Below are 21078 nucleotides of genomic sequence, written 5' to 3'. Positions count from 1 at the left end.
GTGATCACCCGTGTGACCACCCAGATGACCATGGCCGCCGCGCAGTCGCGTCTGCAGGCCGGTGCCGCGAAGGTCGCCGACCTGACCGACCAGGCCACGAGCCTCAAGGCGATCCGGAAGCCGTCCGACGACCCGACCGGCACCGCGACCGCCATGCAGGTGCGCAAGGAGCAGGCGCAGGCCGCCCAGCACGCCCGGAACGCGGACGACGCCGTCGGGTGGCTCGCCACGACCGACAGCGCCCTCGCCGGGGTGTCGAAGGTGCTCGGCAAGGTCCGGGACCTCACCGTGCAGGCCGCGAGCGACGGGACGATGGGCACCACCGACCGGCAGGCGTTCATCAGCGAGCTCCAGGGCCTCAAGGCCGATCTGCTCAGCTCGGCGAACACGAAGTACGGCACGCGATCGGTCTTCGCCGGGTCCTCCCCCGCCGCGGCCGCGTACGCGCCGGACACGACGTGGGCCGGCTCGCCGTCCGCCAGCGTCACCCGGACGGTCGGCACCGGTGACGAGGTCCGCGTCGACACCGACGGCAGCGCCGTGTTCGGGACCGGCGACGCGTCGGTCTTCGCACTCCTCGACGACATCGTCGCCGACCTGCAGGCAGGGACGAACGTGAACCCCCGACTGAACGAGATCGACGCGGCGCAGGCCGCCGTCCGCGGTGCGCAGGCCGACGTCGGTGTGCGCCACTCCGCGGCGCTGACCGCACAGGACGCGCTGAAAACGCTCTCGACCACACTCGAGGGTCGCCGCTCCGGCGTGGAGGACAAGGCGCTCGCCCAGGCCGTCCTCGACCTGCAGGTCCAGAGCACCAACTACCAGGCAGCCCTCGCCGTGACCGCGAAGGTCCTGCAGCCGACCCTGATGGACTACCTCCGATGAGCATCGCACTGACCTTCACCGTCGCACCGTTCGGCCTCGAGCCGCTGCGGTCGTTCACCCTCGACCCCGTCGACGGCGCCGACGGCCTGTTCGCCCTGGTGGGCACCGGCACGACGGACTCCGGCGTGACCGACCCGCGGCTGTACCTGCTCGACGCCGCCGTGCACCTGCCCGACTACGCGCCGGTGCTCGCCGACGAGCAGGCCGACCGCATCGGGCTCGAGCGCGCGGAGGAGGCCATGCTCCTCGTCGTCGCGAACCCGGACGCGGCCGGCACCACCGTGAACCTGCTCGCCCCGGTCGTCGTCAACGCCCGCACCGCCGTCGGCGCGCAGTTCATCCTCGAGGACCAGGACCTGCCGATCCGGGCCGAGCTCGCCCACAGCTGACCCTCCGGAGAGCGACCGCGCTCGGCCGCTCCGAGCACCCCCCGCGTAGCGTCGACGTCATGTCCCGCACCCCCAAGGGCCACGACGCGATCGTGCCGATGCCCCCCGCACCCGTCCAGACCGCCCCGTCCGCCGACGGTCAGCGCGTTCAGTCCGACAACACCTCGGGCTGGACCGCATGGCTGGACCGGGCGATCTCGGTGCAGCGGCCCGTCGTCGTCGCCCACGTCGCCCGTGTCCGTCGTCGTCACCCCGACGCCTCCCCGGCCGAGGTCATCGAGATCCTCGAGCGCCAGTACCTGACCGCCGTGACCTCCGGCGGCGCCGCCGTCGGCGCGAGCGCCGTCATCCCCGGCGTCGGGATGGTCGCGAGCCTCGGCCTGAGCGGAGCCGAGACGGTCGGGTTCCTCGAGGCCAGCGCGCTCTTCGCCCAGTCCGTCACCGAGGTGCACGGCATCACGGTCGAGGACCCGGAGCGCGCCCGCGCCCTCGTGATGGCGATGATGCTCGGCGCGCCCGGGACGCAGCTCGTCCAGCAGCTCGCGGGCCAGGCCCGCGGCGGCAAGGGTCGCACCGCGTTCTGGGGCGAGCTCGTCACGTCGTCGCTGCCGAAGCAGGCCGTGAGCGGCATCGGCGGGAAGCTGCGCAACACCTTCGTCAAGCGGTTCCTGACCCGCCAGGGCACGTCCGTCCTCGGTCGCGCCATCCCGTTCGGGATCGGTGCCGTCGTCGGCGGCCTCGGCAACCACGCGCTCGGGCGCAAGGTCGTCCAGTCCTCCCGCAGCGCGTTCGGTCCGCCGCCCGCGCACTTCGCGGTCGTGGTCGACGCCGAGCCGGTCGGCTCGGACTCCGCGAAGCCCCTCAGCAAGCGGCAGCAGCGCAAGCTCGACCGCTGACACGCCCGACGGACGGGAGGCCCGGCACCACCCGGTGGGGAGCCTCCCGTCCGTCGCCCGGGCGTGCCGGCGCCCGCGGTCAGCGGCGACGGACCGGCGTGGTGACCACCTGACCGGCGTGCGCGAACCCGCCCCCGAACCCGAAGAGCAGCGCAGGGACGCCCTCCGGCAGTTCCCCGCGGTGCCACGCCTTCGACAGACCGAGCGGCACGCTCGCTGCGGAGGTGTTGCCGGACTCGACGACGTCGCGCACGACGTACTTGCCCTCGCCGCCGAGCGCCGTGACGAGCGGCTCGATGATGCGCAGGTTCGCCTGGTGGAAGGCGAAGACCCCGATGTCGTCGAGGGTCAAGCCGGCTCGATCGACGACCGCGCGCGCGTGTCCCTCGGCCTCGGTGATCGCCCACCGGTAGATGGAGCGGCCCTCCTGCTGGAACACCTCCGGGTCGTGCGTGACACGGACGGCGTCCTGCAGGTGCGGCACGCTCCCCCACGACACCGGTCCGATCTGCGGCACGTCGGAGACCTGCAGGACCGCTGCGCCGGCGCCGTCGCCCACGAGCACGCAGGTCGAGCGGTCGGTCCAGTCGGCGATGCGCGAGAGCGTCTCGGAGCCGATGACGAGCGCGGTGTCGGCGGACCCGGTGCGGATGGCCTGGTCGGCGATCGCCATGGCGTACTCGAAGCCGCTGCACGCGGTGTTGATGTCGATGGGGGCCGGGCCGTTCGACATGCCGAGCGCTGCCGCCACCCGTCCGGCCGTGTAGGGCGAGCGGTCCCGGTGGGTGGTCGACGCGACCACGACCAGGTCGACGTCGGTCGGCGCGACGCCCGCGTCCGCCAGGGCGTTGCGCGCCGCCTCGGTCGCCATGGACGTCACGCTGTCGTCCGGGCCGGCGATGCGCCGGGTCCTGATCCCGGTGCGTGTCGTGATCCACTCGTCGTTCGTGTCGACCATCGTCGACAGTTCGTCGTTGGTGAGGATCCGGTCGGGCTGGTGGTGGCCGAACCCGGTGATCCGGCTGCCTCGGAGTGCTGGGATGTTCACCCGCAGAACGCTACGCCTGTCGTCCAACGTCGCATGCCGGCCACGGCATGGGGTGGGCGCAGATCAGTCGCGCGCCTTCGCCGTCGCTCGGCGGTTCGCCTTCTTGATCGCGTCGACGAGCTCGTCCTTCGTCATCCTCGAACGGCCGCTCACCTCGAGGCGCTTCGCGACGTCGAGCAGGTGCGCCTTCGAGGCTTTCGCGTCGACGCCCTCCTGCGTCGTGCCGGAACCGCGTGTGCCGGCGGCGCCCGAGTCCGACGGGCCGGCGGAGTCCTTCTCCTCCCAGTGGTCGCCGACCTTCTCGTACTCGTGCTTCACGGCGGCCCACGCGGTCCGGCCGGCGCGCTGTCCCTCGCCGTACTCGGCCTCGGCGGACCGCAGGGTGGCGCGGTAGACGTCCTGCGCGTGCTCCGGGGACCGCTGCAGCGTGCTCGGGATGTCGTCGTCGGGCATGGTCGTTCCTCCGTCGCGTGGTCGTCGAGGCCTCCACGGGTACTCCTGGGCCCTGACAGTGCGTCGAGCCGGGGGCGTAGACCTGGTGCATGGACTACACACACCTCGGACGGACAGGGCTGTCGGTGTCACGGGCAGTGCTCGGCACGATGAACTTCGGACCGGAGACCAGCGAGGACGACTCGCACGCGATCATGGACCGGGCGCACGAGTTCGGCGTCAACTTCTTCGACACGGCCAACGCGTACGGCGGCTCGGTGGGCAAGGGCGCCACGGAGGAGATCATCGGCCGGTGGTTCGCCAAGGGCGGCGGACGACGCGACAAGACGGTGCTCGCCACGAAGGTGTACGGCGAGATGACCGACTGGCCGAACGGCGGCAAGCTGAGCGCGCTGAACATCCGCCGGTCGATCGACGCGTCGCTCCAGCGGCTGCAAACCGACCACATCGACCTCTACCAGATGCACCACGTCGACCGGGCGACACCGTGGGACGAGATCTGGCAGGCGATGGAGATCGCGGTGGGCCAGGGCAAGGTCCTCTACGTCGGGTCGTCGAACTTCGCCGGGTGGCACATCGCGCAGGCGCAGGAGGCCGCGCGGCACCGGAACTTCCTCGGTCTGGTCAGCGAGCAGTCGATCTACAACCTGGTCGTCCGTGACGTCGAGCGCGAGGTCCTGCCGGCCGCGCAGCACTACGGGCTCGGGGTGATCCCGTGGTCGCCGCTGCAGGGCGGACTGCTCGGCGGCGTGATCGAGAAGACCGAGAACGGGTCGCGCCGGTTGTCCGGGCGGAGCGCCGAGTACGTCGACGCCCACCGCGACCAGCTCACCGCGTACGAGTCGTTCGCGCAGGAGCTCGGGCACACCCCGGGGGAACTCGCCCTCGCGTGGCTGCTGCACCAGCCGGGCGTCACCGCGCCGATCACCGGCCCGCGCACCATGGAGCAGTGGGAGTCCGCCGTCCGCGCGGTCGACATCCGCCTTGACCAGGCCGCACTCGACCGCCTCGACGAGCTGTTCCCCGGCCACCAGACCGCACCCGAGGACTACGCCTGGTAGCACCGCACACCGGTCCGGGCACCGACGACTCCCGCTGGAGCCGGACCACCGACGAGAGGACGACCGCGATGACCACTTCCATGCCCAACGACCACGGCGGGGACGGCGGCAACACCGAGCTCGGCGAAGCGCTGCAGCACGAAGCCGCCACCACCGGCGACTCCGGGTCGGCCGAGGAGCAACCACGTGCCGAGGACGACCGTTCCGGACTCGACCTGGAGGACCGTGGGGACCAGGAACAGTCCGCGCTCGCCGCGCTCGGGAACGACGCCCGCGGAGGTGACGCCCTCGTCGGTGGCGGCGACGACCTCGGGGACACGTCCACCGGGACCCAGACCGACGACCAGGCGGTCCCGGACGGCTCGCGCGAGGACGGTGCCGACACGCACTGATCGCCGGCCGCACGACGACGGCCCCCGCTCCGAGTGAGCGGGGGCCGTCGTCGTGTGCGGCAGGAGCGGTCAGCGCACGCCGACCGGGCTGTTGTCCTCCTGGTCGTAGAGGACGTAGCCCTCCTCGCCGTGGACCGCGGTGTCGATGCCGGCGACCTCGTCCTCGGTCTTCACGCGGAAGCCCATCGTCTTCTCGATGAGGAAGCCGATCACGAAGGCCAGGACGAAGGAGTAGAGCCCGACGGCGAGGGCAGCGGCGGCCTGCTTGCCGAGCTGCTCGAACGAGCCCGAGTAGATCAGGCCGGTGTCGTTGGCGAAGAAGCCGAGGAACAGCGTGCCGAAGACACCGCCGACCAGGTGCACGCCGACCACGTCGAGCGAGTCGTCGAAGCCCAGGCGGTACTTCCAGTCGATCGCGAAGCAGCAGACGATGCCGGCGAGGAAGCCGAGCACGATGCCCCAGCCGGGCGTCAGGTTGGCGCAGGCCGGCGTGATCGCGACGAGGCCGGTGACGGCGCCCGAGGCGGCACCGACGGAGGTGGCCTTGCCGTCCTTGAGCTTCTCGATGAGCAGCCACCCGAGGATCGCGGCGGCGGGAGCGGCGAGCGTGTTCACCCAGGCGATCGCGGCGATGCCGTCAGCAGCGCCCTCGGACCCGGCGTTGAAGCCGAACCAGCCGAACCAGAGGATCGCGGCACCGAGCAGGACGAAGGGCGGGTTGTGCGGCTTGTGCGCGCCCTTGGCGAAGCCGACGCGCTTGCCGAGCACGAGCGCCAGGGCCAGGCCCGCGGCACCGGCGTTGATGTGCACCGCGGTACCACCGGCGAAGTCGATGACGCCCCACGTGGCGGCCCATCCCGACGTCAGGTTGAACACCCACGAGGCGACCGGGAAGTAGACGACCGTGACCCAGATGCCGGCGAAGACCATCCACGCGCCGAACTTCGCGCGGTCGGCGATCGCACCGGAGATGAGGGCGACCGTGATGATCGCGAACGTGGCCTGGAAGCCGACGAAGGCCATCGACGGGTAGGCCGCCTGGATGTCCGACGACTGCGCCTCCTCGAACGCCTGGCCGAGGCCGAGCAGGTTCCAGTCGATGCTGAAGAAGCCGACGATGCCCGTCACGGCCGTGTTGTCCCCGTGGTTGGCGAAGGCGATCGCGTAGCCGTAGAGCACCCAGAGGACGCTCACCAGCGCGATGGCCCCGAAGGACATCATCATCATGCTGATGACGGACTTGGCCTTCACCAGACCGCCGTAGAAGAAGGCCAGGCCGGGTGTCATGAACAACACCAGCGCCGCCATGACCAACACGAACGTCGTGTTGCCCTGATCAAGCATGTGTGCACCTCTCGTCGCTGTGCGGCTCTCCGTCCGCCTCGGGTGCGACCGAGTCTGGCGACGACGTGTTTCACCGGGAGGCGCGCTCTGTTTCGCGGAGGTAACGTCACGGCGCGTTCTGTGAACGCTGTGTTTCGCGGCCCCGAGCGGCGCCCGGCAGGGGTGTTCCGGGACGCTCAGGAGGCCCGGGGCGACTCCTCCGCGCGGGTCAGCGCGACGACGCGGCTCGCGGCACGCAGGTACTTCTTGCGGTACCCGCCTTCGAGCATCACGTCGGGGTACACCGTGTCGAGCGGGATGCCCGAGGCGACGATCCGGACCTGCGCGTCGTAGAGGCGGTCGACGAGCGCCACCCACCGGAGCGCGTCGGTCTGGTCCGTGAACGCCTGCACGTCGGTCAGCCCGACGGCGTCGAGCCCGTCGACGAGCGCGACGTACCTGGACGGGTGCACGGACGCCAGGTGGGCCACGACGGACCGGAAGTCGTCCTGCGTGACGCGGGCCGGGCCTCCCGTCCCGGACGGCGTCGACGAGGTCAGGGCCGCCAGCGCGGCGGGGACGTCCTCGACGACCGACGCCGACTCGTCGACGGCACGACGACGGAAGTCCAGGCCGTCGATGCGCATCGTGTCGAACCGGTCGGACATCGCCTGGATCTCGCGGAGGAAGTCCTGTGCGGCGAAGCGCCCCTCACCGAGCGCCCCGGGCGGGGTGTTCGACGTCGCGGCGAAGCGCGTGCCGGTCTCGGTGAGCTCCTTGATGAGCCGGGTCATCACCATCGTGTCGCCCGGGTCGTCGAGCTCGAACTCGTCGATGCAGACGAGCGCGGTCCCGCGGAGCAGGTCGACCGTGCCCTGGAAACCGAGCGCCCCGACGAGCGCGGTGTACTCGATGAACGTGCCGAACGTCTTCCGTCCGCTGGCCGCGTGGTAGGCCGCGGCGAGCAGGTGGGTCTTGCCGACGCCGAACCCGCCGTCCAGGTACACGCCGGACTTCGCGGGCACCTCGGGCTCCTTGCGCTTCCGACCGAACAGCCCGCGCCTGGCCGGCTCGGGGACAGTCGTGACGAAGGTCTCGACCGCGTCCCGCACCTCGGCCTGCGAGGCGTACTCCGGGTCGGGCCGGTACGAGGCGAACGACGCTTCGGCGAACTGCGGCGGCGGCACGAGCGCGGCGGCCATCTGCTGCGGGGTGACCTGCGGGTCGCGGTCGACGAGGTGTTCCGGCGCGGGGCGCGGTTCTGGCACGGTGCGGGACCTTCCGTCGGCCTGTCGTCTGGTGTCACGTCACGGCTGCGACACGGTGCTTCCGCGTACCGTTGAGGGTGACGCGCAAGGACCGATCCTAGTCCGCGCGCCATCGATCCCCAGGAGGTACCCCCGATGACCGCACCAGTCGACCCGTCCGAGAAGTTCCGCTCCTACGCGCACCCCGAGCGCCTGGTGTCCACCGAGTGGCTGCAGGAGCAACTCGACGCCGGCGTGGGGTCGCCCGAACTCGTCGTGGTCGAGTCCGACGAGGACGTCCTGCTCTACGAGACCGGGCACATTCCGGGCTCGGTGAAGATCGACTGGCACACCGACCTCAACGACCCGGTGCAGCGCGACTACATCGACGGCGAGGCCTTCGCCCGGCTCGTCGGCGGCAAGGGCATCGGCCGCGACACCACCGTCGTCATCCACGGCGACAAGGACAACTGGTGGGCCGCGTACGCACTCTGGGTGTTCACGCTCTTCGGGCACGAGGACGTCCGCCTGCTCGACGGCGGCCGGGCGAAGTGGATCGCCGAGGGTCGGGCGATGACCACCGACCGGACGTCGGTCGACGCGGTGGAGTACCCCGTGGTCGAGCGCGACGACGCCACCGTCCGCGCCTTCAAGGAGGACGTCCTCGCACACCTGGGCAAGCCGCTCGTGGACGTCCGCAGCGCCCCGGAGTACTCGGGCGACCGCACGACCGCGCCGGACTACCCGGAGGAGGGTGCGCTGCGCGCCGGGCACATCCCGACCGCCGTCAACATCCCCTGGAAGTCCGCCGCCGCTGCCGACGGCACGTTCAAGTCGCGCGAGGAGCTCGACGCCGTGTACCGCGAGGGCGCCGGCATCGGCGACGCGGACGAGGTCATCGCGTACTGCCGGATCGGCGAGCGGTCGAGCCACACGTGGTTCGTCCTGCAGCACCTGCTCGGCATCGAGGACGTGAAGAACTACGACGGCTCATGGACCGAGTGGGGCAGCGCCGTCCGCGTCCCGATCGTGGTGGGCTCCGAGCCGGGTACGCTGCCTGCTCGATGACGGACGTAGCGCTCCCCCAGCCCCTCGCCGAGATCCGCGACGACTTCCTCGCGCTGACGCAGAACGACCGCCTGCAGCTCCTGCTCGAGTTCTCCGACGAACTGCCGGCGCTCCCGCCCCGCCTGCAGGGCCACGAGGACGAACTCGAACGTGTCGAGGAGTGCCAGTCGCCGGTCTTCATCACCGTCACTGTGGGCGAGGACGGCGACGGCCCGGACGTCGTCCGCATGCACGCCACGGCTCCGCGTGAAGCACCGACCACGCGCGGCTTCGCGTCGATCCTGGCGCAGGGGCTCTCCGGCCTGACCGTCGAGCAGGTGCTCGCCGTGCCGGCGGACTACCCGCTGACGCTCGGGCTGAACGAGGCGGTCAGCCCGCTGCGGATCCGCGGCATGGTCGGCATGCTCGGTCGGGTGCAGCGGCAGGTGCGGGCGGCGGCCGCGTAGCGGCTTCTAGAAGACGGGAGGCGCGGTACCAGGCGGTGCCGCGCCTCCCGTCCGTGGTCCCCCGCCATCCGCCCGCAGGACGTCCCGGTGGAACGACCGGTCCGCATGGCACGCTCTGCAGAGCCTGGCCGGCTTCGTCGAGGAGCTGCGCGAGGCCGCGAAGCAGGAGGACGATCGCCGAGCGAAGGCGAAGGCGTGGGCGGCGCGCAAGAAGGAGCGCGAGGACGACTTCTTCGTCGCGGTCACCCACGAGGTCGGGACGTGGTTCGGCGCCGCCGACGACCCGAAGCCACCAGAACCGGAGCCCGAGCCGCACCGCCAGGCCGATACCGTGAAGGTGCGCGGCCGGACCATCCCGGCCGGTGGGGGTGGCGGAGGCGGCGGCACGTCGTCGGCTGTGCCCGCGGACCTCCGGTCGTTCCAGTCCGGTGTCCGGTCGTGCGACGAGTCACTCGCTGGTGCGGTCTCGACCTTCCGCAACGCGCTGACCGACTACGAGTCCGGCTGCAACCCGTGCTGGGGCACACTCAACGCGCAGTCGCTCGTGACCGCCGTGAACGACTGGCTGACCGCGAACGATCAGGACACGGCCTGGGCGGGAACCGTCGCGGCGCAGTTCGAGGCCGCGGGCGGTGGCACCGGACCCGCCACGCTGTCCGACGCCTCGATCTCGGCAGCCCTGGCAGCGGCCGGCATCGGCACGGCACCGGATTCCCGGGCAAGTCGGAATTCCCTGCGTCTTGGAGCGATGGCAGGATCATCCACGACATCTCTGACGTCGCGACTGACCCAGATCTCGAGTGGGTGCCGCAGGGTGAGGCCGGGACGACCTTCATCGCGAGCGGCATGCGGGACGGCGTCGCGATTCGAGTAGTCATCAGAAACGATGAGATCATTTCCGGATCCCCTACCAACACATCGAAGAACTCACGATGAACGACCTTGGCAATTACCGAAATCAGGCACTTCGCATCATCAGCGAACTCGAGGATCGGCTCGGAATTCAAGCGCTGGAAGATGCGCGCGATCTCGTTGAATGCGACGAAGCCCCTCTCGGTCTGAGCATCGCAGCAGGGATCATCGCGGAGCGCAACCTCGCTGTTCCCATGTGGATCGTCGAGGACATCAAACGTCTCTTGCAAGCGTGGCCAGAGGAACTGGCTGAGCTTCCCGAACATTTCGAGACGCATGGCTTTCTCCTCCGCGGCGATGTGCCACCCGAAGGGCGGAGCACCTGATCGAGGGTTCCGTTCAAATCCGCCGCGACCAGCGGTGCCGCGAAGGTAGGGGAATCTGCTGCTGCGTTGACTCACGTCGGCAATGAGTCGATCTCAGACGTCAACGTCCTCCCTGGTTCCGGATTGGAGATTCGGGAACTCGAACAAGTGTCCGGCACGCCGGGTCTTCCGGATCCGGTGCTCGACCACGCCACGTTCACTCGTCTCGTCGCAGCCACGGTGCAGTTCATCCAGGGCGAGTTCATCGGCTTCGAGGAAGCAGATGTGGGTCAGCTCGACGAAGCCGTCATCGTCATTGATGTGGTGGACGGAGCATGCGCGATCCAGCTCGATCGCGTCAGCGGCATCAACCCGGAGTTCTGACATGCAAGAAGTCTTCTTTCTCTCGTCCATGGACAGCAAGTGGTTCTCGTCTGTCTTCCGGTGCGAAGTGGAACGACCGATCGAGCTCCCGAACGGTCACCATGCACTGATGGTCAGCTGCGATCCGCCGCTGAACGGACAGGAACTCGGCCACCCACTCGGCATCGGAGAGCTGTTGCTCTGGAGTCGCTTCGAAGACGAAGACCCCTGGACCTTCCCCGCCTTCCCGCACTTCGTGCAGATCTGTCTCCCTGACGTCGATCTGCCTGTCCATGCCATGCCTCCGAGCATCGCATGGGGCGAGATCTACAAGACCGAGGCCGACGCGCACGCCCACGAGATGAACGCTCGCCCGCGCTCCTCGACGAAGTGATTGAGTTGTCTGACAAGCTCCCGCAGACTCGCGAACCGCTCTACGAGGCAGTAAGGAGCGATCGGTGCGAGTGAGTGAGTGAAGATCATGTCGTTCCGCAGGAGATCAGGCCGCCCGGCCACCCGGCGGTCGGAGACGGAATTCGTCACCTACCACTGTCTGATCGGCTCGCAACCGATCGGCGTTCTGACGTTCCGCAACATCGTCAACGGGATGACCATCCCTCCGCTGCGCTGGCTCGTCACCGACCTGAACATGGTGGTGCTGCCGGACTCGGACATCAACGTCCTCGAGTGGGAGCAGAAGGTTCGCGACAGCAGCGGCGCCGGACTGTGGATCACCGACGACGACATGCGGCGCTTCGTCCGGTACAACCACCAGATGATCGATGGCGAGTTCTTCGGCTCTCCGATCGACAGCACCGCCGTTGACGCGTCGCAGGCCATGGTCCGCATCGACTTCTTCGACAGCACGACGGTCACTGTCACCCTGGATCGTTCGGTGATCGGGACCTCCTGGGAGTTCGACCTGTTCCTCGGACCCGGCGTTCCCGCGTCCGGCATCGGGAGCCGCGACGAGGAGATCGCGGACGAGCAGCGCCGCGCACAGGAGGCACGGGACGGTCAGCAGATCCGCGCACTCGTCCGGGCGTGCCTCCAGAACGCTCGGATCGACGAGGCGCCGGCGCTCCTCACCCAGCTCGACGCAGTGGTCGACGTCACGCCGTCCGGGCCGCGCGCGTGGTCGCTCGCGCTCGAACGCGACGACGCGCCCCGCGTCGACCTCCCCGACGGACCACTGCCGCAAGCCGCCAGGTACCAGACCGACGCCGAGGCAGCCGGGGGCGAGTTGCTCATCTGGGTGCACGACGGCAGGATGCAGATGGTCGAGCTCCCGTGGTGCACCGACGCGATGCCGACCGAACTACCGCGTCTCGATCAGCTCGTCTTCCCCGCAGAGCGAGACGCCGGCGACGGCGAGAGGACACCGTGACGAACACCACGTCGGTTCCCATCCAGTTGCACCTCGCTGGCGACACGGTCGACGCCGTCACGATCGACACCGCCGTCACCGTCCGCTTCTCGAGCGGGGCGACCCTCCGGTTCGAGACCGCCTTCTCGCTCACCGAGACGGACGGCACGCACACCTTCATGGAGCCCGGCGACCCACCCTCGCTCCTGCCGCTCCTCGCCCTGCACACGACGGTGGTGGAACGCGGTACCGTCACCGGCGCCCGCATCGCCGTCCGCTTCGCATCGGGTGCGTTGCTGGAGGGGTGGTCCCACCGCGACCGGCCCTCGTGGCACTGGTCGGAACCAGGACGAGCACGCCTGGACATCGACGTCCTGACCGGCGGCGAGGTCGTCGCTCGAACACTGCCGGGAGGAACGGCGTCATGACGGACGACCTGTCGGTCGACGACCTGCGCCGACGCCTACCGGCGTCCGACCCGCTCGTCCCGGGCCGGGTGCACGAGGTGTTGTCCGGTGTCGCCGACGATGCCGAGGTCCTCACCTACGACGTGCCGGCACGCTCCTTCACCGAGGTCGTCCGGCGCAGCTACGCACAGGACGAACCCAACCTGCTGCCACTGGTCGAACCACTCGGGCCGCTCGGCGACGCACTCGTCCTCGTGTGCCAGGTCGAGTCCGGGTCGGAGATCGTGACCGTCCTCCTCCGTGCTGCTGACCGGGGTTTCCTCTCCGCGACGGCGTACGACCGTTCGGTGATCACCAGACCGCCCATCCGACCGACGGAGGAGGCTCCGTGACCGACGATCTCGCACTCGAGTTGACCGCAGCGCAGGTCGACTCCCTCAGCTTCACCTTCCAGACCACCATCGGTTTCTCGAACGGCACGACGATGCAGTTCGAGGCCGAGTTCGCGATCACCGGTCCGGACGGGGAACGCCGGATCGTGGACCCGGTGGACCCGACGTCGCTCGCACCCGTCCTGGCCCTGCACGGTGACACGGTCACGAACGCGACACTCGACGGCCCCGACGTCCGGCTCCACTTCGCCTCCGGAACGGTCCTCGAGGCCTGGCCCGACGACTCGTACGAGTCGTGGCAGTACGACGGCGGCGGACCGGAGCGCCGGATGATCATCGCCCTGCCCGGTGGTGGCCTGGCGGTCTTCGGGCCACCACCGACGTCCGACTGACGAGTCGTGCCACGATAGAGGACGTCATCGGACGAGGGGAACGGACGACGTGTTCGGCAAGCGCAAGAAGGACCAGCCCTCGGGCTCCGAGTTCCACCAGGCTGACAGCGAGCAGCAGCTCTTCGCGCAGCTCCTGGCCGAGACCAGGGCTGACCCCGAGAAGGTCTTCACCATCGACATCGTCGGCCGCGGCACACCCGGCCGTGACCTCGACGAACAGGTCGAACGACTCCGACGCTCCGGTGTGACGGCGTCACGTCCGCCGGCCACGGAAGCAGCAGCAGACCGCGCGTCCGGACGCGCCGATGCCTCCGCCGACGAGCTGGTCCCGCTCAGCCGCGAGCCCTTCACGGCCGAGACCGGTGACGTCTTCCTCATCCCGGACGGTGGCGGCAGGGTGCTGCTCGGGCACGTCCTCGCGACGCTGCACGATGCCGTGTACGTCGCGGTCTTCCAGCGCCCCGAGGACCTCCCGCGCCCCGCCGACCCGCTCGTCGTGCTCGCCACGCAGCCGGTGGTGGCCGGGCTCACCCTGCCGGCACGGTTCCAGCCGGGCATGTGGGAGGTCGTCGGCACCGTCGCCCCGGACACCGACCGTTTGTTGCCCGCGTACACCTGGGGCACCGACGTCGACGGCGTGCACGTCACGGACTTCGACGGGTCCCGCTCCCGACCCGCGACCGAGATCGAGGCGGCGACCGTCCCCCGCCGCGTGGTCGTCTCGCCGTACTTCATCGACATCGCCGTCCGCGCCGTGGTCGGCCTCGTCGACTGGCACCCGGACTTCGAGCATCTCCGCTACCGCTCCACCCCGCGCTCCGTCGACCTCTTCCCCGCGCGCTGAAGCGGGCGCGGGCGGCCACCCCGGGTGGGGTGGTGACCACCTGTCGGACGGGAGGCGCGTCTCCGCTGGTCCGGCGCCTCCCGTCCGACCCTGGTCACCGCACGTCGGCCGCCGGCCGCGGCTCGACCACGTCGGTGAGCCACGTCAGGATCCGCGCGTCGAACCAGTCCGCGTCGTGGTTCCAGAGCTTCGTGTGCCGGGCGACGTGCGTGACCTCGAGCCGCACCAGGTCCGGTCGTGCAGCGGCGAGGGCGTGTGCCGCCGACGAGGGCACGAACCCGTCGTCGTCGCTGTGCAGCAGCAGGATCGGGACGTGGAGTTCGTCGGCGCGGGCGACCATGTCGAGTTCCCGCAGGTCGATCGGCCGCTCGAGCCCGGCGATCCGGTGCACGACCGGGGTGCGGAGGACCCACTGCGCCACCTTGCGGACCGGCCGGGGCAGCCGGAGCGCGCGGCTCTGCGACTTGAGGACGGCGTTCCAGTCGACGACCGCCGAGTCCAGGACGACGCCGGTGACCAGTCCTGCGAGCCCGGAGCGGACCAGGGTCTGCAGGACCACGGCGCCGCCCATCGACCAGCCCATGAGGACGACGCTCGTGGCGCCCTGCTGCGCGACCCAGTCGAGCGCGGCGTCGACGTCCTCCCACTCGGTCGAGCCGAGACCGTAGCGCCCGTCCGCACTCGGGGGCGCGACACCGTCGTTGCGCCACGACACCAGCAGCACCGAGTACCCGGCCGCGCGGAACACCGGGACGGCGCGGATCGTCTCGGCACGGGTGACGCCGCGGCCGTGGACGAGGACCGCCCAGGGCGCGGCCGGGTCCTCGGCGCGGACGACCCAGGCGGGCGCGGGACCGTTCGGGGTGAGCACGTCGACGTCCTCGACGGGCACCCCGAGCTCCCCCGGAGTCAGGTAGAACCAGCCGCCCCAGCGTCCGCGGCGTGCTGCGGTCGGGTCGCCGGCGTCCACGGCGATGATCCGCCGGGTGACGGTGGTGTCGGTCACGGCCAGGACCTCGCCGACCCGCATGTGCCCGGTGGCGGCGCCGAACCACAGGCTGTACCGGCCCTGCAGCTCCGTGTCGGGACTGCGGCGCAGGGTGACGGTCCGGGCCTCCAGGTCGACCGCGGTGATCGGGACCCGCTCGGTGCGCTTGCGGTCCGGGGTGACGACGGCGCGGGCGACGGCCACGACGGAGCCGGCGATGACCGCCACGCCGACGGCGGCGGCGGCCACACCGGTGCCGAGCGCGACGACGCCGGCCGAGTTCGCCGTGCATCCAGCGGTGCCCGGCCGCGACCGACGTGTGGGACGGACGGCTGCGGGGCGGCGGAGCATGCGGGCCTCCAGGCAGAGGACGACTGCGGGCAGCACGACTGCGCGACGGACGGCGTGCCGCCCGCACCGGTGCTCGATCCGGAGCCTAGTCTGCATCCGTGCCTGAACCCCGAGTCCCCGACGCCGAACCGGAGGCGTTCGCGCGTCTCCGTGCGTTCGTGTCGACGGGCAGGACCCGCACCGAGACCACGGTCACCGAGATCCCCTCGCCGAGCCGCATCGCGCCGTACTCGATCGCCCTCGCGGCGGACGTGTCCGGGGTCGTGCACGGCGTCGACTCCGACCTCGGCACCGGACGCTTCATCGCCCTGCACGACCCGGACGAGCCGGAGGGGTGGGGCGGTGCGTACCGCATCGTCACCTTCGCGCAGGCCCCGCTCGAGCCGGAGATCGGCGTCGACGAGTTCGTGGCCGACGTGACGTGGAGCTGGCTCGTCGACGCCCTCGACGCGCACGGCGCCCGGTACGCCAACGCCTCCGGCACGGCGACGAAGATCATCTCCCGCGGGTACGGCGAGCTCGCGACCCAGGGCGACGGTGCTCAACTGGAACTCCGGGCGTCGTGGACGCCCCTCGACGACGACCTGACGCCGCACGTGCAGGCCTGGGAGGAGATCGTGGCGATGCTCGCCGGACTCCCCCCGGCCTCGGACGGCGTCTCGCTCCTGGCCCCTCGGAGGCTCGCCCGTGACTGATGCCGACCCCGCCTACGAAGACGCGCACGCCACCGTCCACGTGATCGAGCGCCGCGAGGAGTACCTCGACGCCGTGGCGCGCATCGCCGCCGGCACCGGTCCGGTCGCCGTCGACGCCGAACGTGCCAGCGGCTACCGCTACTCGCAGCGGGCCTACCTGATCCAGGTGTTCCGCCGCGGCTCCGGCTCGTTCCTGTTCGACCCCATCGCGATCGGTGACTTCAGCGACCTGCAGGCCGCGATCGTCGACGAGGAGTGGGTGTTCCACGCCGCGTCGCAGGACCTGCCGTGCCTCCGCGAGGTCGGCCTCGTCCCGACCCGCATCTTCGACACCGAGCTCGGTGCCCGGATCGCCGGCTTCCCGCGTGTCGGACTCGGCGCGGTCGTCGAGCAGCTCCTCGGCATCACGCTCGCGAAGGCCCACTCCGCCGCGGACTGGTCGACCCGTCCGCTCCCGCAGGCCTGGCTCGTCTACGCCGCCCTCGACGTCGAACTGCTCCCGGACCTGCGCGACTCCCTCGCCGAGGTGCTGGAGGCGGCCGGCAAGACCCGGATCGCGGAGGAGGAGTTCGCCGCCGTCCTCGCCCGTGCCCCGAAGCCCCCGCGTGCCGAGCCGTGGCGGCGTCTCTCCGGGATGAACGTGCTCCGCGGTGCCCGTGCCCTCGCGATCGCACGGTCGCTGTGGCAGGCACGCGACGCCTACGCGCAGGAGACCGACATCGCGCCGGGCCGGACCATCCCGGACTCCGCCATCGTCGCCGCTGCCGCCGCCGCTCCGTCCTCGCGGGCGGAACTCGGCGCACTGAAGACCTTCACGGGCCGCGCCAGCCGGTCGGAGCTCGACCGTTGGTGGGCCGCCGTCGAGGAAGGCCGGACCACCGAGGACCTGCCGCGCCTGCGTGGCGGGGGTGAGCCGAGCCTCCCGCCGCCCCGCGCCTGGGCCGACCGCAACCCGGACGCGGACCGTCGGTACCGCGCCGCGCGGGCCGCCGTCACGGCCCGGGCCGCCGAGCTCGACCTGCCCGTCGAGAACCTGCTCACCCCGGAGACGCTCCGTCTCGTGTCGTGGAACCCGCCGGCGACCGTCGCGACGGAGACCGTCGGTGCCACGCTCGCGTCGCACGACGCCCGGCCGTGGCAGGTCGAGGAGACCGCGTCGGTCATCGCACACGCGTTCGAGGTGGCAGCGGACCGGTCCGTCGCGGACCCGGCGGCAGTGGTCACCGCGACCACGGCCTCCCGGCCGGACGGCGAGCCGGACGACGCGGCGCTCGACGCCGCTCAGCAGGGTGACGCCGCTCTTGTCGCAGACGGACAGCCCGACGCCGCCACCGGGACGACCGGCTCGTAGGAACCGCCCAACCGACGTGCCGCCGCTCAGCCGGGGGTACTAGCGTCGGAGCGTCGCCGGGCGAGGCCCGGCCAGGTCGGGGCGACAGGACCCCCGGCCCGATCGTTGTGGATCTGGAGGCTCGCATTGCCGAAGACATCAGACGTCGTGTTCGTGGACGGTGTCCGCACACCGTTCGGCCGCGCCGGTGAGAAGGGCGTCTTCTGGCGCACCCGTGCCGACGACCTGGCGGTGCACGCGATGCGCGGCCTGCTCGACCGGAACAGCTCGCTGGACGGTGCCGCCGTGGACGACGTCGCGGTCGCCGCGACGACCCAGCAGGGCGACCAGGGTCTGACCCTCGGGCGCACCGTCGGCATGCTGGCCGGTCTGCCGAAGTCCGTCCCCGGCTACGCCATCGACCGGATGTGCGCCGGCGCGATGACGAGCGTCACGACCTTGGCCGGCGCGATCGCGTTCGGCGCCGCCGACGTCGCCATCGCGGGCGGCGTCGAGCACATGGGCCGCCACCCGATGGGCTTCAACGCCGACCCCAACCCCCGCTTCGTCGCGGAGCGCATGGTCGCACCGGACGCGCTCGTGATGGGCAACACCGCCGAGCGCCTGCATGACCGCTTCCCCGCGATCACGAAGGACCGCACCGACGCCTTCGCCGTGCAGTCCCAGCAGCGCTACGCCGCCGCCTGGGGCGCCGGCAAGCTGGAGCCCGACGTCGTCCCGGTCGAGGTGAACACCGGCCAGGGCTGGGACATCGTCTCGAAGGACGAGCCGCCGCGTCCGGGCACCACCCTGGAGGCCCTGGCTGCGTTGAAGACGCCGTTCCGGCCGCACGGACGGGTCACCGCCGGCAACGCGGCGGGCCTGAACGACGGCGCGACGATGAGCCTGCTCGCGTCCGAGGACGGCGCGAAGCAGCACGGCCTGCCGACCAAGATGCGCATGGTGTCCTTCGCCTTCGCCGGCGTCGAGCCCGAGGTCATGGGCGTCGGTCCGGTGCCCGCGACCGACAAGGCGCTGCGGAAGGCCGGGCTGTCGATCGACGACATCGGTCTGTTCGAGATCAACGAGGCGTTCGCCGTGCAGGTGCTCGCGTTCCTCGACAACTACGGCATCGCGCAGGACTCCCCGAACGTGAACGCCTGGGGTGGCGCCATCGCCGTCGGACACCCCCTCGCGTCGAGTGGCGTCCGCCTGATGACCCAGCTCGCAGCGCAGTTCGCCGAGCGCCCGGACGTCAAGTACGGCATCACGACGATGTGCATCGGGCTCGGCCAGGGCGGCACGGTCATCTGGGAGAACCCGAACTTCAGCAAGAGCGCGGCACGGAAGGCGGCCTGACCATGACCATCGCACCGACCGACCAGTTGACGGCCCTGAGCGAGGACGAGGTCGTCACCCACTCGTACGTCAAGCACGTCGCGCTGCCCTCCGGCGGCACCCTCGCGCTCATCACGCTCGACAACGGCAAGGACTACAAGCGACCCTCGACCCTCGGGCCGCGCACGATGCGTGAGCTGTCCGACGTGCTCGACGGGCTCCGCGCTTCGGCGGCGGCGGGCGACATCCAGGCCGTCGCCGTCACCGGCAAGGAGTACTGCTTCGCCGCGGGCGCCGACCTCTCGCAGGCTGCCGCACTGCCCTCGCGCGAGGTCGCGCACGAGCTCGGCGTCCTCGGGCACGCCACCCTCCGCAAGTTCAGCGAGCTCGGGGTCCCGTCGTTCGCGTTCGTCAACGGCATCGCGCTCGGCGGCGGGCTCGAGGTCGCGCTGCACTGCACGTACCGCGTGTTCTCGTCCGCCGCGCAGGGCATCGGGCTGCCCGAGGTCTTCCTCGGCATCATCCCCGGCTGGGGCGGCGCGACGCTGCTCCCCCGGCTCATCGGTCCCGAGAAGGCCCTCCGGGTCATCGTGGAGAACCCGCTGAAGAACAACCGCCTGATGGACGGCAAGGCCGCGGTCGAGCTCGGCATCGGCGACGCGCTCATCCCGTCGGTGACGTTCCTGCCGTCCGCGGTCGCCTGGGCCGACGGCGTCGTGGCGGGCCGGACCAAGGTCACGCGGAAGAACGAACCCGGGATGCTCGAGAAGGCAGCCTGGGGCACGGTCGTCAAGGTCGCACGCAGCCAGGTCGCGTCGAAGATCGGCACGGTCCCGAAGTCCCCGTTCCGTGCGCTCGACCTCGTCGCCGCGGCGAAGTCGGGATCGCTCGACGAGCGGTTCGCGGGCGAGGACGACGCCCTCGCCGACCTCCTGGCCGGCGACCAGTTCGCCGCGTCGATGTACGCGTTCGACCTCGTGCAGAAGCGGGCCAAGCGTCCCGTCGGTGCCCCCGAGGGCGTCGACGCGAAGAAGACCACGAAGGTCGGCGTCCTCGGCGCCGGGCTCATGGCGTCGCAGTTCGCCCTGCTCTTCGCCCGCCGTCTCGGTGTGCCCGTCGTCATCACCGACGTGTCGCAGGAGCGGGTCGACGCGGGGGTGGCGCGGATCGCCGGTGAGGTCGCGAAGCTCCTCGAGAAGGGCCGCATCTCCCCCGACGACGCGAACCGCATCACCGGGCTCGTCTCCGGGTCGGTGTCCTACGACGCGTTCGCCGACGCCGACTGGGTCATCGAGGCGGTCTTCGAGGAGATGAGCGTCAAGCAGGAGGTGTTCCGCAAGATCGAGCAGGTCATCGCGCCGGACGCGATCCTCGCGACGAACACGTCGTCGCTGTCCGTCGACGAGATGGCCTCGGTCCTGACGAACCCCGAGCGTCTGGTCGGCTTCCACTTCTTCAACCCGGTCGCGGTGATGCCGCTGCTCGAGGTGGTGCGGGCGGCGAAGACCTCCGACGAGGCACTCGCCACCGCGCTCGCGGTCGCGAAGGCCCTGAAGAAGACGGCGATCGTCACCGCCGACCAGCCGGGCTTCGTCGTCAACCGGGTGCTCGCCCGGGTGCTCGGCGAGGCCATGCGCGGCGTCGAGGAGGGCACCTCCTTCGAGACCGTCGCCGAGGGGGCCGCTCCCCTGGGCCTGCCGATGTCGCCGTTCGAGCTGCTCGAGCTCGTCGGCCTGCCCGTGGGCGCGCACGTGCTCGACTCGCACCACGCTGCGTGGCCGGAGCGCTTCTACCCGGGCGACGGACTGAAGCGGATCGCCGAGCACGGCACGATCCTGACCCGCGACAAGAAGGGCAACGCGACCGGGTACGACCCCGCTGCCGTGAAGCTCGTCGCGCCGTCGAAGAAGGACGCGAAGCCGGTCGACGCTGCCGAGATGCAGCGCCGGTTCGAGGACGCCCTGGCCGACGAGGTGCACCGCATGCTAGAGGACCACGTGGTCGAGCACGTCGAGGAGATCGACCTCGGGCTCATCCTCGGCGCGGGCTACCCGTTCCAGGCCGGCGGCATCAGCCCGTACCTCGACCGCAGCGGAGCCTCGGAGCGCGTCTTCGGCGGCACGTTCCACGAGCCGCGGATCGTCGGCCCCGCCAGCCGCTAGCCCGGCCGGGCCCCGGCCCTGGCCG

General features: G+C 70.9%; 25 protein-coding genes. 20 read left to right on the top strand and 5 right to left on the bottom strand.

All coding sequences use genetic code 11. The features are described from left to right. From flgL to DEJ34_RS07350, 3 genes are read left to right on the top strand one after another with little or no spacing between them, the layout of a single operon-like run. A complete protein-coding gene (gene flgL, locus DEJ34_RS07360) occupies positions 1–885 on the top strand; it encodes a flagellar hook-associated protein FlgL (protein WP_110911258.1) in 885 nt (294 codons plus the stop codon). Then, the gene (gene fliW, locus DEJ34_RS07355) at positions 882–1274 is read left to right on the top strand and encodes a flagellar assembly protein FliW (RefSeq protein ID WP_110911257.1); all 393 of its coding nucleotides are present in this window, start codon (positions 882–884) and stop codon (positions 1272–1274) included. The genes flgL and fliW overlap by 4 nt, the downstream gene beginning before the upstream one ends. Before the next feature lie 59 nt (positions 1275–1333). Further along, entirely contained in the window at positions 1334–2170 is an 837-nt protein-coding gene (locus tag DEJ34_RS07350) for a hypothetical protein (RefSeq protein WP_181422238.1), read from the top strand. A gap of 79 nt (positions 2171–2249) precedes the next feature. Here DEJ34_RS07350 and DEJ34_RS07345 read toward each other — a convergent pair whose 3' ends face one another. Both DEJ34_RS07345 and DEJ34_RS07340 read right to left on the bottom strand, forming a co-directional pair. Further along, complete coding sequence (locus tag DEJ34_RS07345) at positions 2250–3218, bottom strand: beta-ketoacyl-ACP synthase 3 (RefSeq protein WP_110911256.1); 969 nt, start codon at positions 3216–3218, stop codon at positions 2250–2252. A 63-nt stretch (positions 3219–3281) separates the two neighbouring features. Beyond that, complete coding sequence (locus DEJ34_RS07340; protein WP_110911255.1) at positions 3282–3671, bottom strand: ChaB family protein; 390 nt, start codon at positions 3669–3671, stop codon at positions 3282–3284. An 89-nt stretch (positions 3672–3760) separates the two neighbouring features. On the opposite strand from DEJ34_RS07340, the gene DEJ34_RS07335 reads away from it, so the two are divergent. Next, complete coding sequence (locus tag DEJ34_RS07335) at positions 3761–4732, top strand: aldo/keto reductase (protein ID WP_110911254.1); 972 nt, start codon at positions 3761–3763, stop codon at positions 4730–4732. A gap of 68 nt (positions 4733–4800) precedes the next feature. Further along, a complete protein-coding gene (locus DEJ34_RS07330; protein ID WP_146232873.1) occupies positions 4801–5124 on the top strand; it encodes a hypothetical protein in 324 nt (107 codons plus the stop codon). A 69-nt stretch (positions 5125–5193) separates the two neighbouring features. Here DEJ34_RS07330 and DEJ34_RS07325 read toward each other — a convergent pair whose 3' ends face one another. Further along, the gene (locus DEJ34_RS07325) at positions 5194–6468 is read right to left on the bottom strand and encodes an ammonium transporter (RefSeq protein ID WP_110889731.1); all 1275 of its coding nucleotides are present in this window, start codon (positions 6466–6468) and stop codon (positions 5194–5196) included. 176 nt (positions 6469–6644) lie between these two features. Further along, positions 6645–7715, bottom strand: a complete 1071-nt coding sequence (gene zapE, locus DEJ34_RS07320) for a cell division protein ZapE (protein ID WP_258368311.1) — start codon at positions 7713–7715, stop codon at positions 6645–6647. 135 nt (positions 7716–7850) lie between these two features. Between zapE and DEJ34_RS07315 the strand changes: the two genes are divergently transcribed. The 11 genes from DEJ34_RS07315 to DEJ34_RS07270 all read left to right on the top strand — a co-directional run bounded on the left by DEJ34_RS07315 (position 7851) and on the right by DEJ34_RS07270 (position 14189). Further along, positions 7851–8762, top strand: coding sequence for a sulfurtransferase (locus DEJ34_RS07315; RefSeq protein ID WP_110889730.1), 912 nt, complete (start codon positions 7851–7853; stop codon positions 8760–8762). Further along, positions 8759–9208, top strand: coding sequence for a SufE family protein (locus DEJ34_RS07310; RefSeq protein WP_110911253.1), 450 nt, complete (start codon positions 8759–8761; stop codon positions 9206–9208). The genes DEJ34_RS07315 and DEJ34_RS07310 overlap by 4 nt, the downstream gene beginning before the upstream one ends. 105 nt (positions 9209–9313) lie before the next feature. Further along, a complete protein-coding gene (locus DEJ34_RS15750; RefSeq protein ID WP_502864369.1) occupies positions 9314–10144 on the top strand; it encodes an EndoU domain-containing protein in 831 nt (276 codons plus the stop codon). Then, the gene (locus DEJ34_RS07305; protein ID WP_110911251.1) at positions 10141–10446 is read left to right on the top strand and encodes a hypothetical protein; all 306 of its coding nucleotides are present in this window, start codon (positions 10141–10143) and stop codon (positions 10444–10446) included. Before DEJ34_RS15750 ends, DEJ34_RS07305 begins: the two co-directional genes overlap by 4 nt. A gap of 66 nt (positions 10447–10512) precedes the next feature. Next, positions 10513–10809 (top strand): hypothetical protein, encoded by a 297-nt coding sequence (locus tag DEJ34_RS07300; RefSeq protein WP_146236909.1) that lies wholly within the window; start codon positions 10513–10515, stop codon positions 10807–10809. A gap of 1 nt (position 10810) precedes the next feature. Beyond that, positions 10811–11182, top strand: coding sequence for a hypothetical protein (locus DEJ34_RS07295; protein ID WP_110911249.1), 372 nt, complete (start codon positions 10811–10813; stop codon positions 11180–11182). A gap of 213 nt (positions 11183–11395) precedes the next feature. Next, the gene (locus tag DEJ34_RS07290; protein ID WP_146236908.1) at positions 11396–12175 is read left to right on the top strand and encodes a hypothetical protein; all 780 of its coding nucleotides are present in this window, start codon (positions 11396–11398) and stop codon (positions 12173–12175) included. Beyond that, positions 12172–12582, top strand: a complete 411-nt coding sequence (locus tag DEJ34_RS07285) for a DUF6188 family protein (protein WP_110825465.1) — start codon at positions 12172–12174, stop codon at positions 12580–12582. Before DEJ34_RS07290 ends, DEJ34_RS07285 begins: the two co-directional genes overlap by 4 nt. Next, positions 12579–12953 carry a hypothetical protein gene (locus tag DEJ34_RS07280; RefSeq protein WP_110911247.1) on the top strand — a complete coding sequence of 125 codons (375 nt, stop codon included), beginning with the start codon at positions 12579–12581 and terminating at the stop codon, positions 12951–12953. Before DEJ34_RS07285 ends, DEJ34_RS07280 begins: the two co-directional genes overlap by 4 nt. After that, positions 12950–13345: a DUF6188 family protein gene (locus DEJ34_RS07275; protein ID WP_110911246.1), complete on the top strand. Its 396-nt coding sequence runs from the start codon at positions 12950–12952 to the stop codon at positions 13343–13345. Before DEJ34_RS07280 ends, DEJ34_RS07275 begins: the two co-directional genes overlap by 4 nt. 49 nt (positions 13346–13394) lie before the next feature. Next, positions 13395–14189: a hypothetical protein gene (locus DEJ34_RS07270; RefSeq protein WP_110911245.1), complete on the top strand. Its 795-nt coding sequence runs from the start codon at positions 13395–13397 to the stop codon at positions 14187–14189. A gap of 94 nt (positions 14190–14283) precedes the next feature. Here DEJ34_RS07270 and DEJ34_RS07265 read toward each other — a convergent pair whose 3' ends face one another. Then, positions 14284–15528 (bottom strand): alpha/beta hydrolase family protein, encoded by a 1245-nt coding sequence (locus DEJ34_RS07265; RefSeq protein ID WP_181422236.1) that lies wholly within the window; start codon positions 15526–15528, stop codon positions 14284–14286. 98 nt (positions 15529–15626) lie between these two features. Between DEJ34_RS07265 and DEJ34_RS07260 the strand changes: the two genes are divergently transcribed. From DEJ34_RS07260 to DEJ34_RS07245, 4 genes are all read left to right on the top strand, one after another. Further along, entirely contained in the window at positions 15627–16223 is a 597-nt protein-coding gene (locus DEJ34_RS07260) for a DUF3000 domain-containing protein (protein WP_110825460.1), read from the top strand. Next, complete coding sequence (locus DEJ34_RS07255; RefSeq protein WP_110900043.1) at positions 16216–17574, top strand: HRDC domain-containing protein; 1359 nt, start codon at positions 16216–16218, stop codon at positions 17572–17574. The genes DEJ34_RS07260 and DEJ34_RS07255 overlap by 8 nt, the downstream gene beginning before the upstream one ends. Before the next feature lie 126 nt (positions 17575–17700). After that, positions 17701–18912, top strand: a complete 1212-nt coding sequence (locus tag DEJ34_RS07250; protein ID WP_110911243.1) for a thiolase family protein — start codon at positions 17701–17703, stop codon at positions 18910–18912. 2 nt (positions 18913–18914) lie between these two features. Continuing rightward, positions 18915–21053, top strand: a complete 2139-nt coding sequence (locus tag DEJ34_RS07245; protein WP_110825457.1) for a 3-hydroxyacyl-CoA dehydrogenase NAD-binding domain-containing protein — start codon at positions 18915–18917, stop codon at positions 21051–21053. The last annotated feature ends 25 nt before the right edge of the window (positions 21054–21078 follow it).

The organism is Curtobacterium sp. MCPF17_050 (assembly GCF_003224435.2).
Lineage (GTDB): Bacteria > Actinomycetota > Actinomycetes > Actinomycetales > Microbacteriaceae > Curtobacterium.
This window is presented reverse-complemented; position numbering and strand designations above follow the sequence as displayed.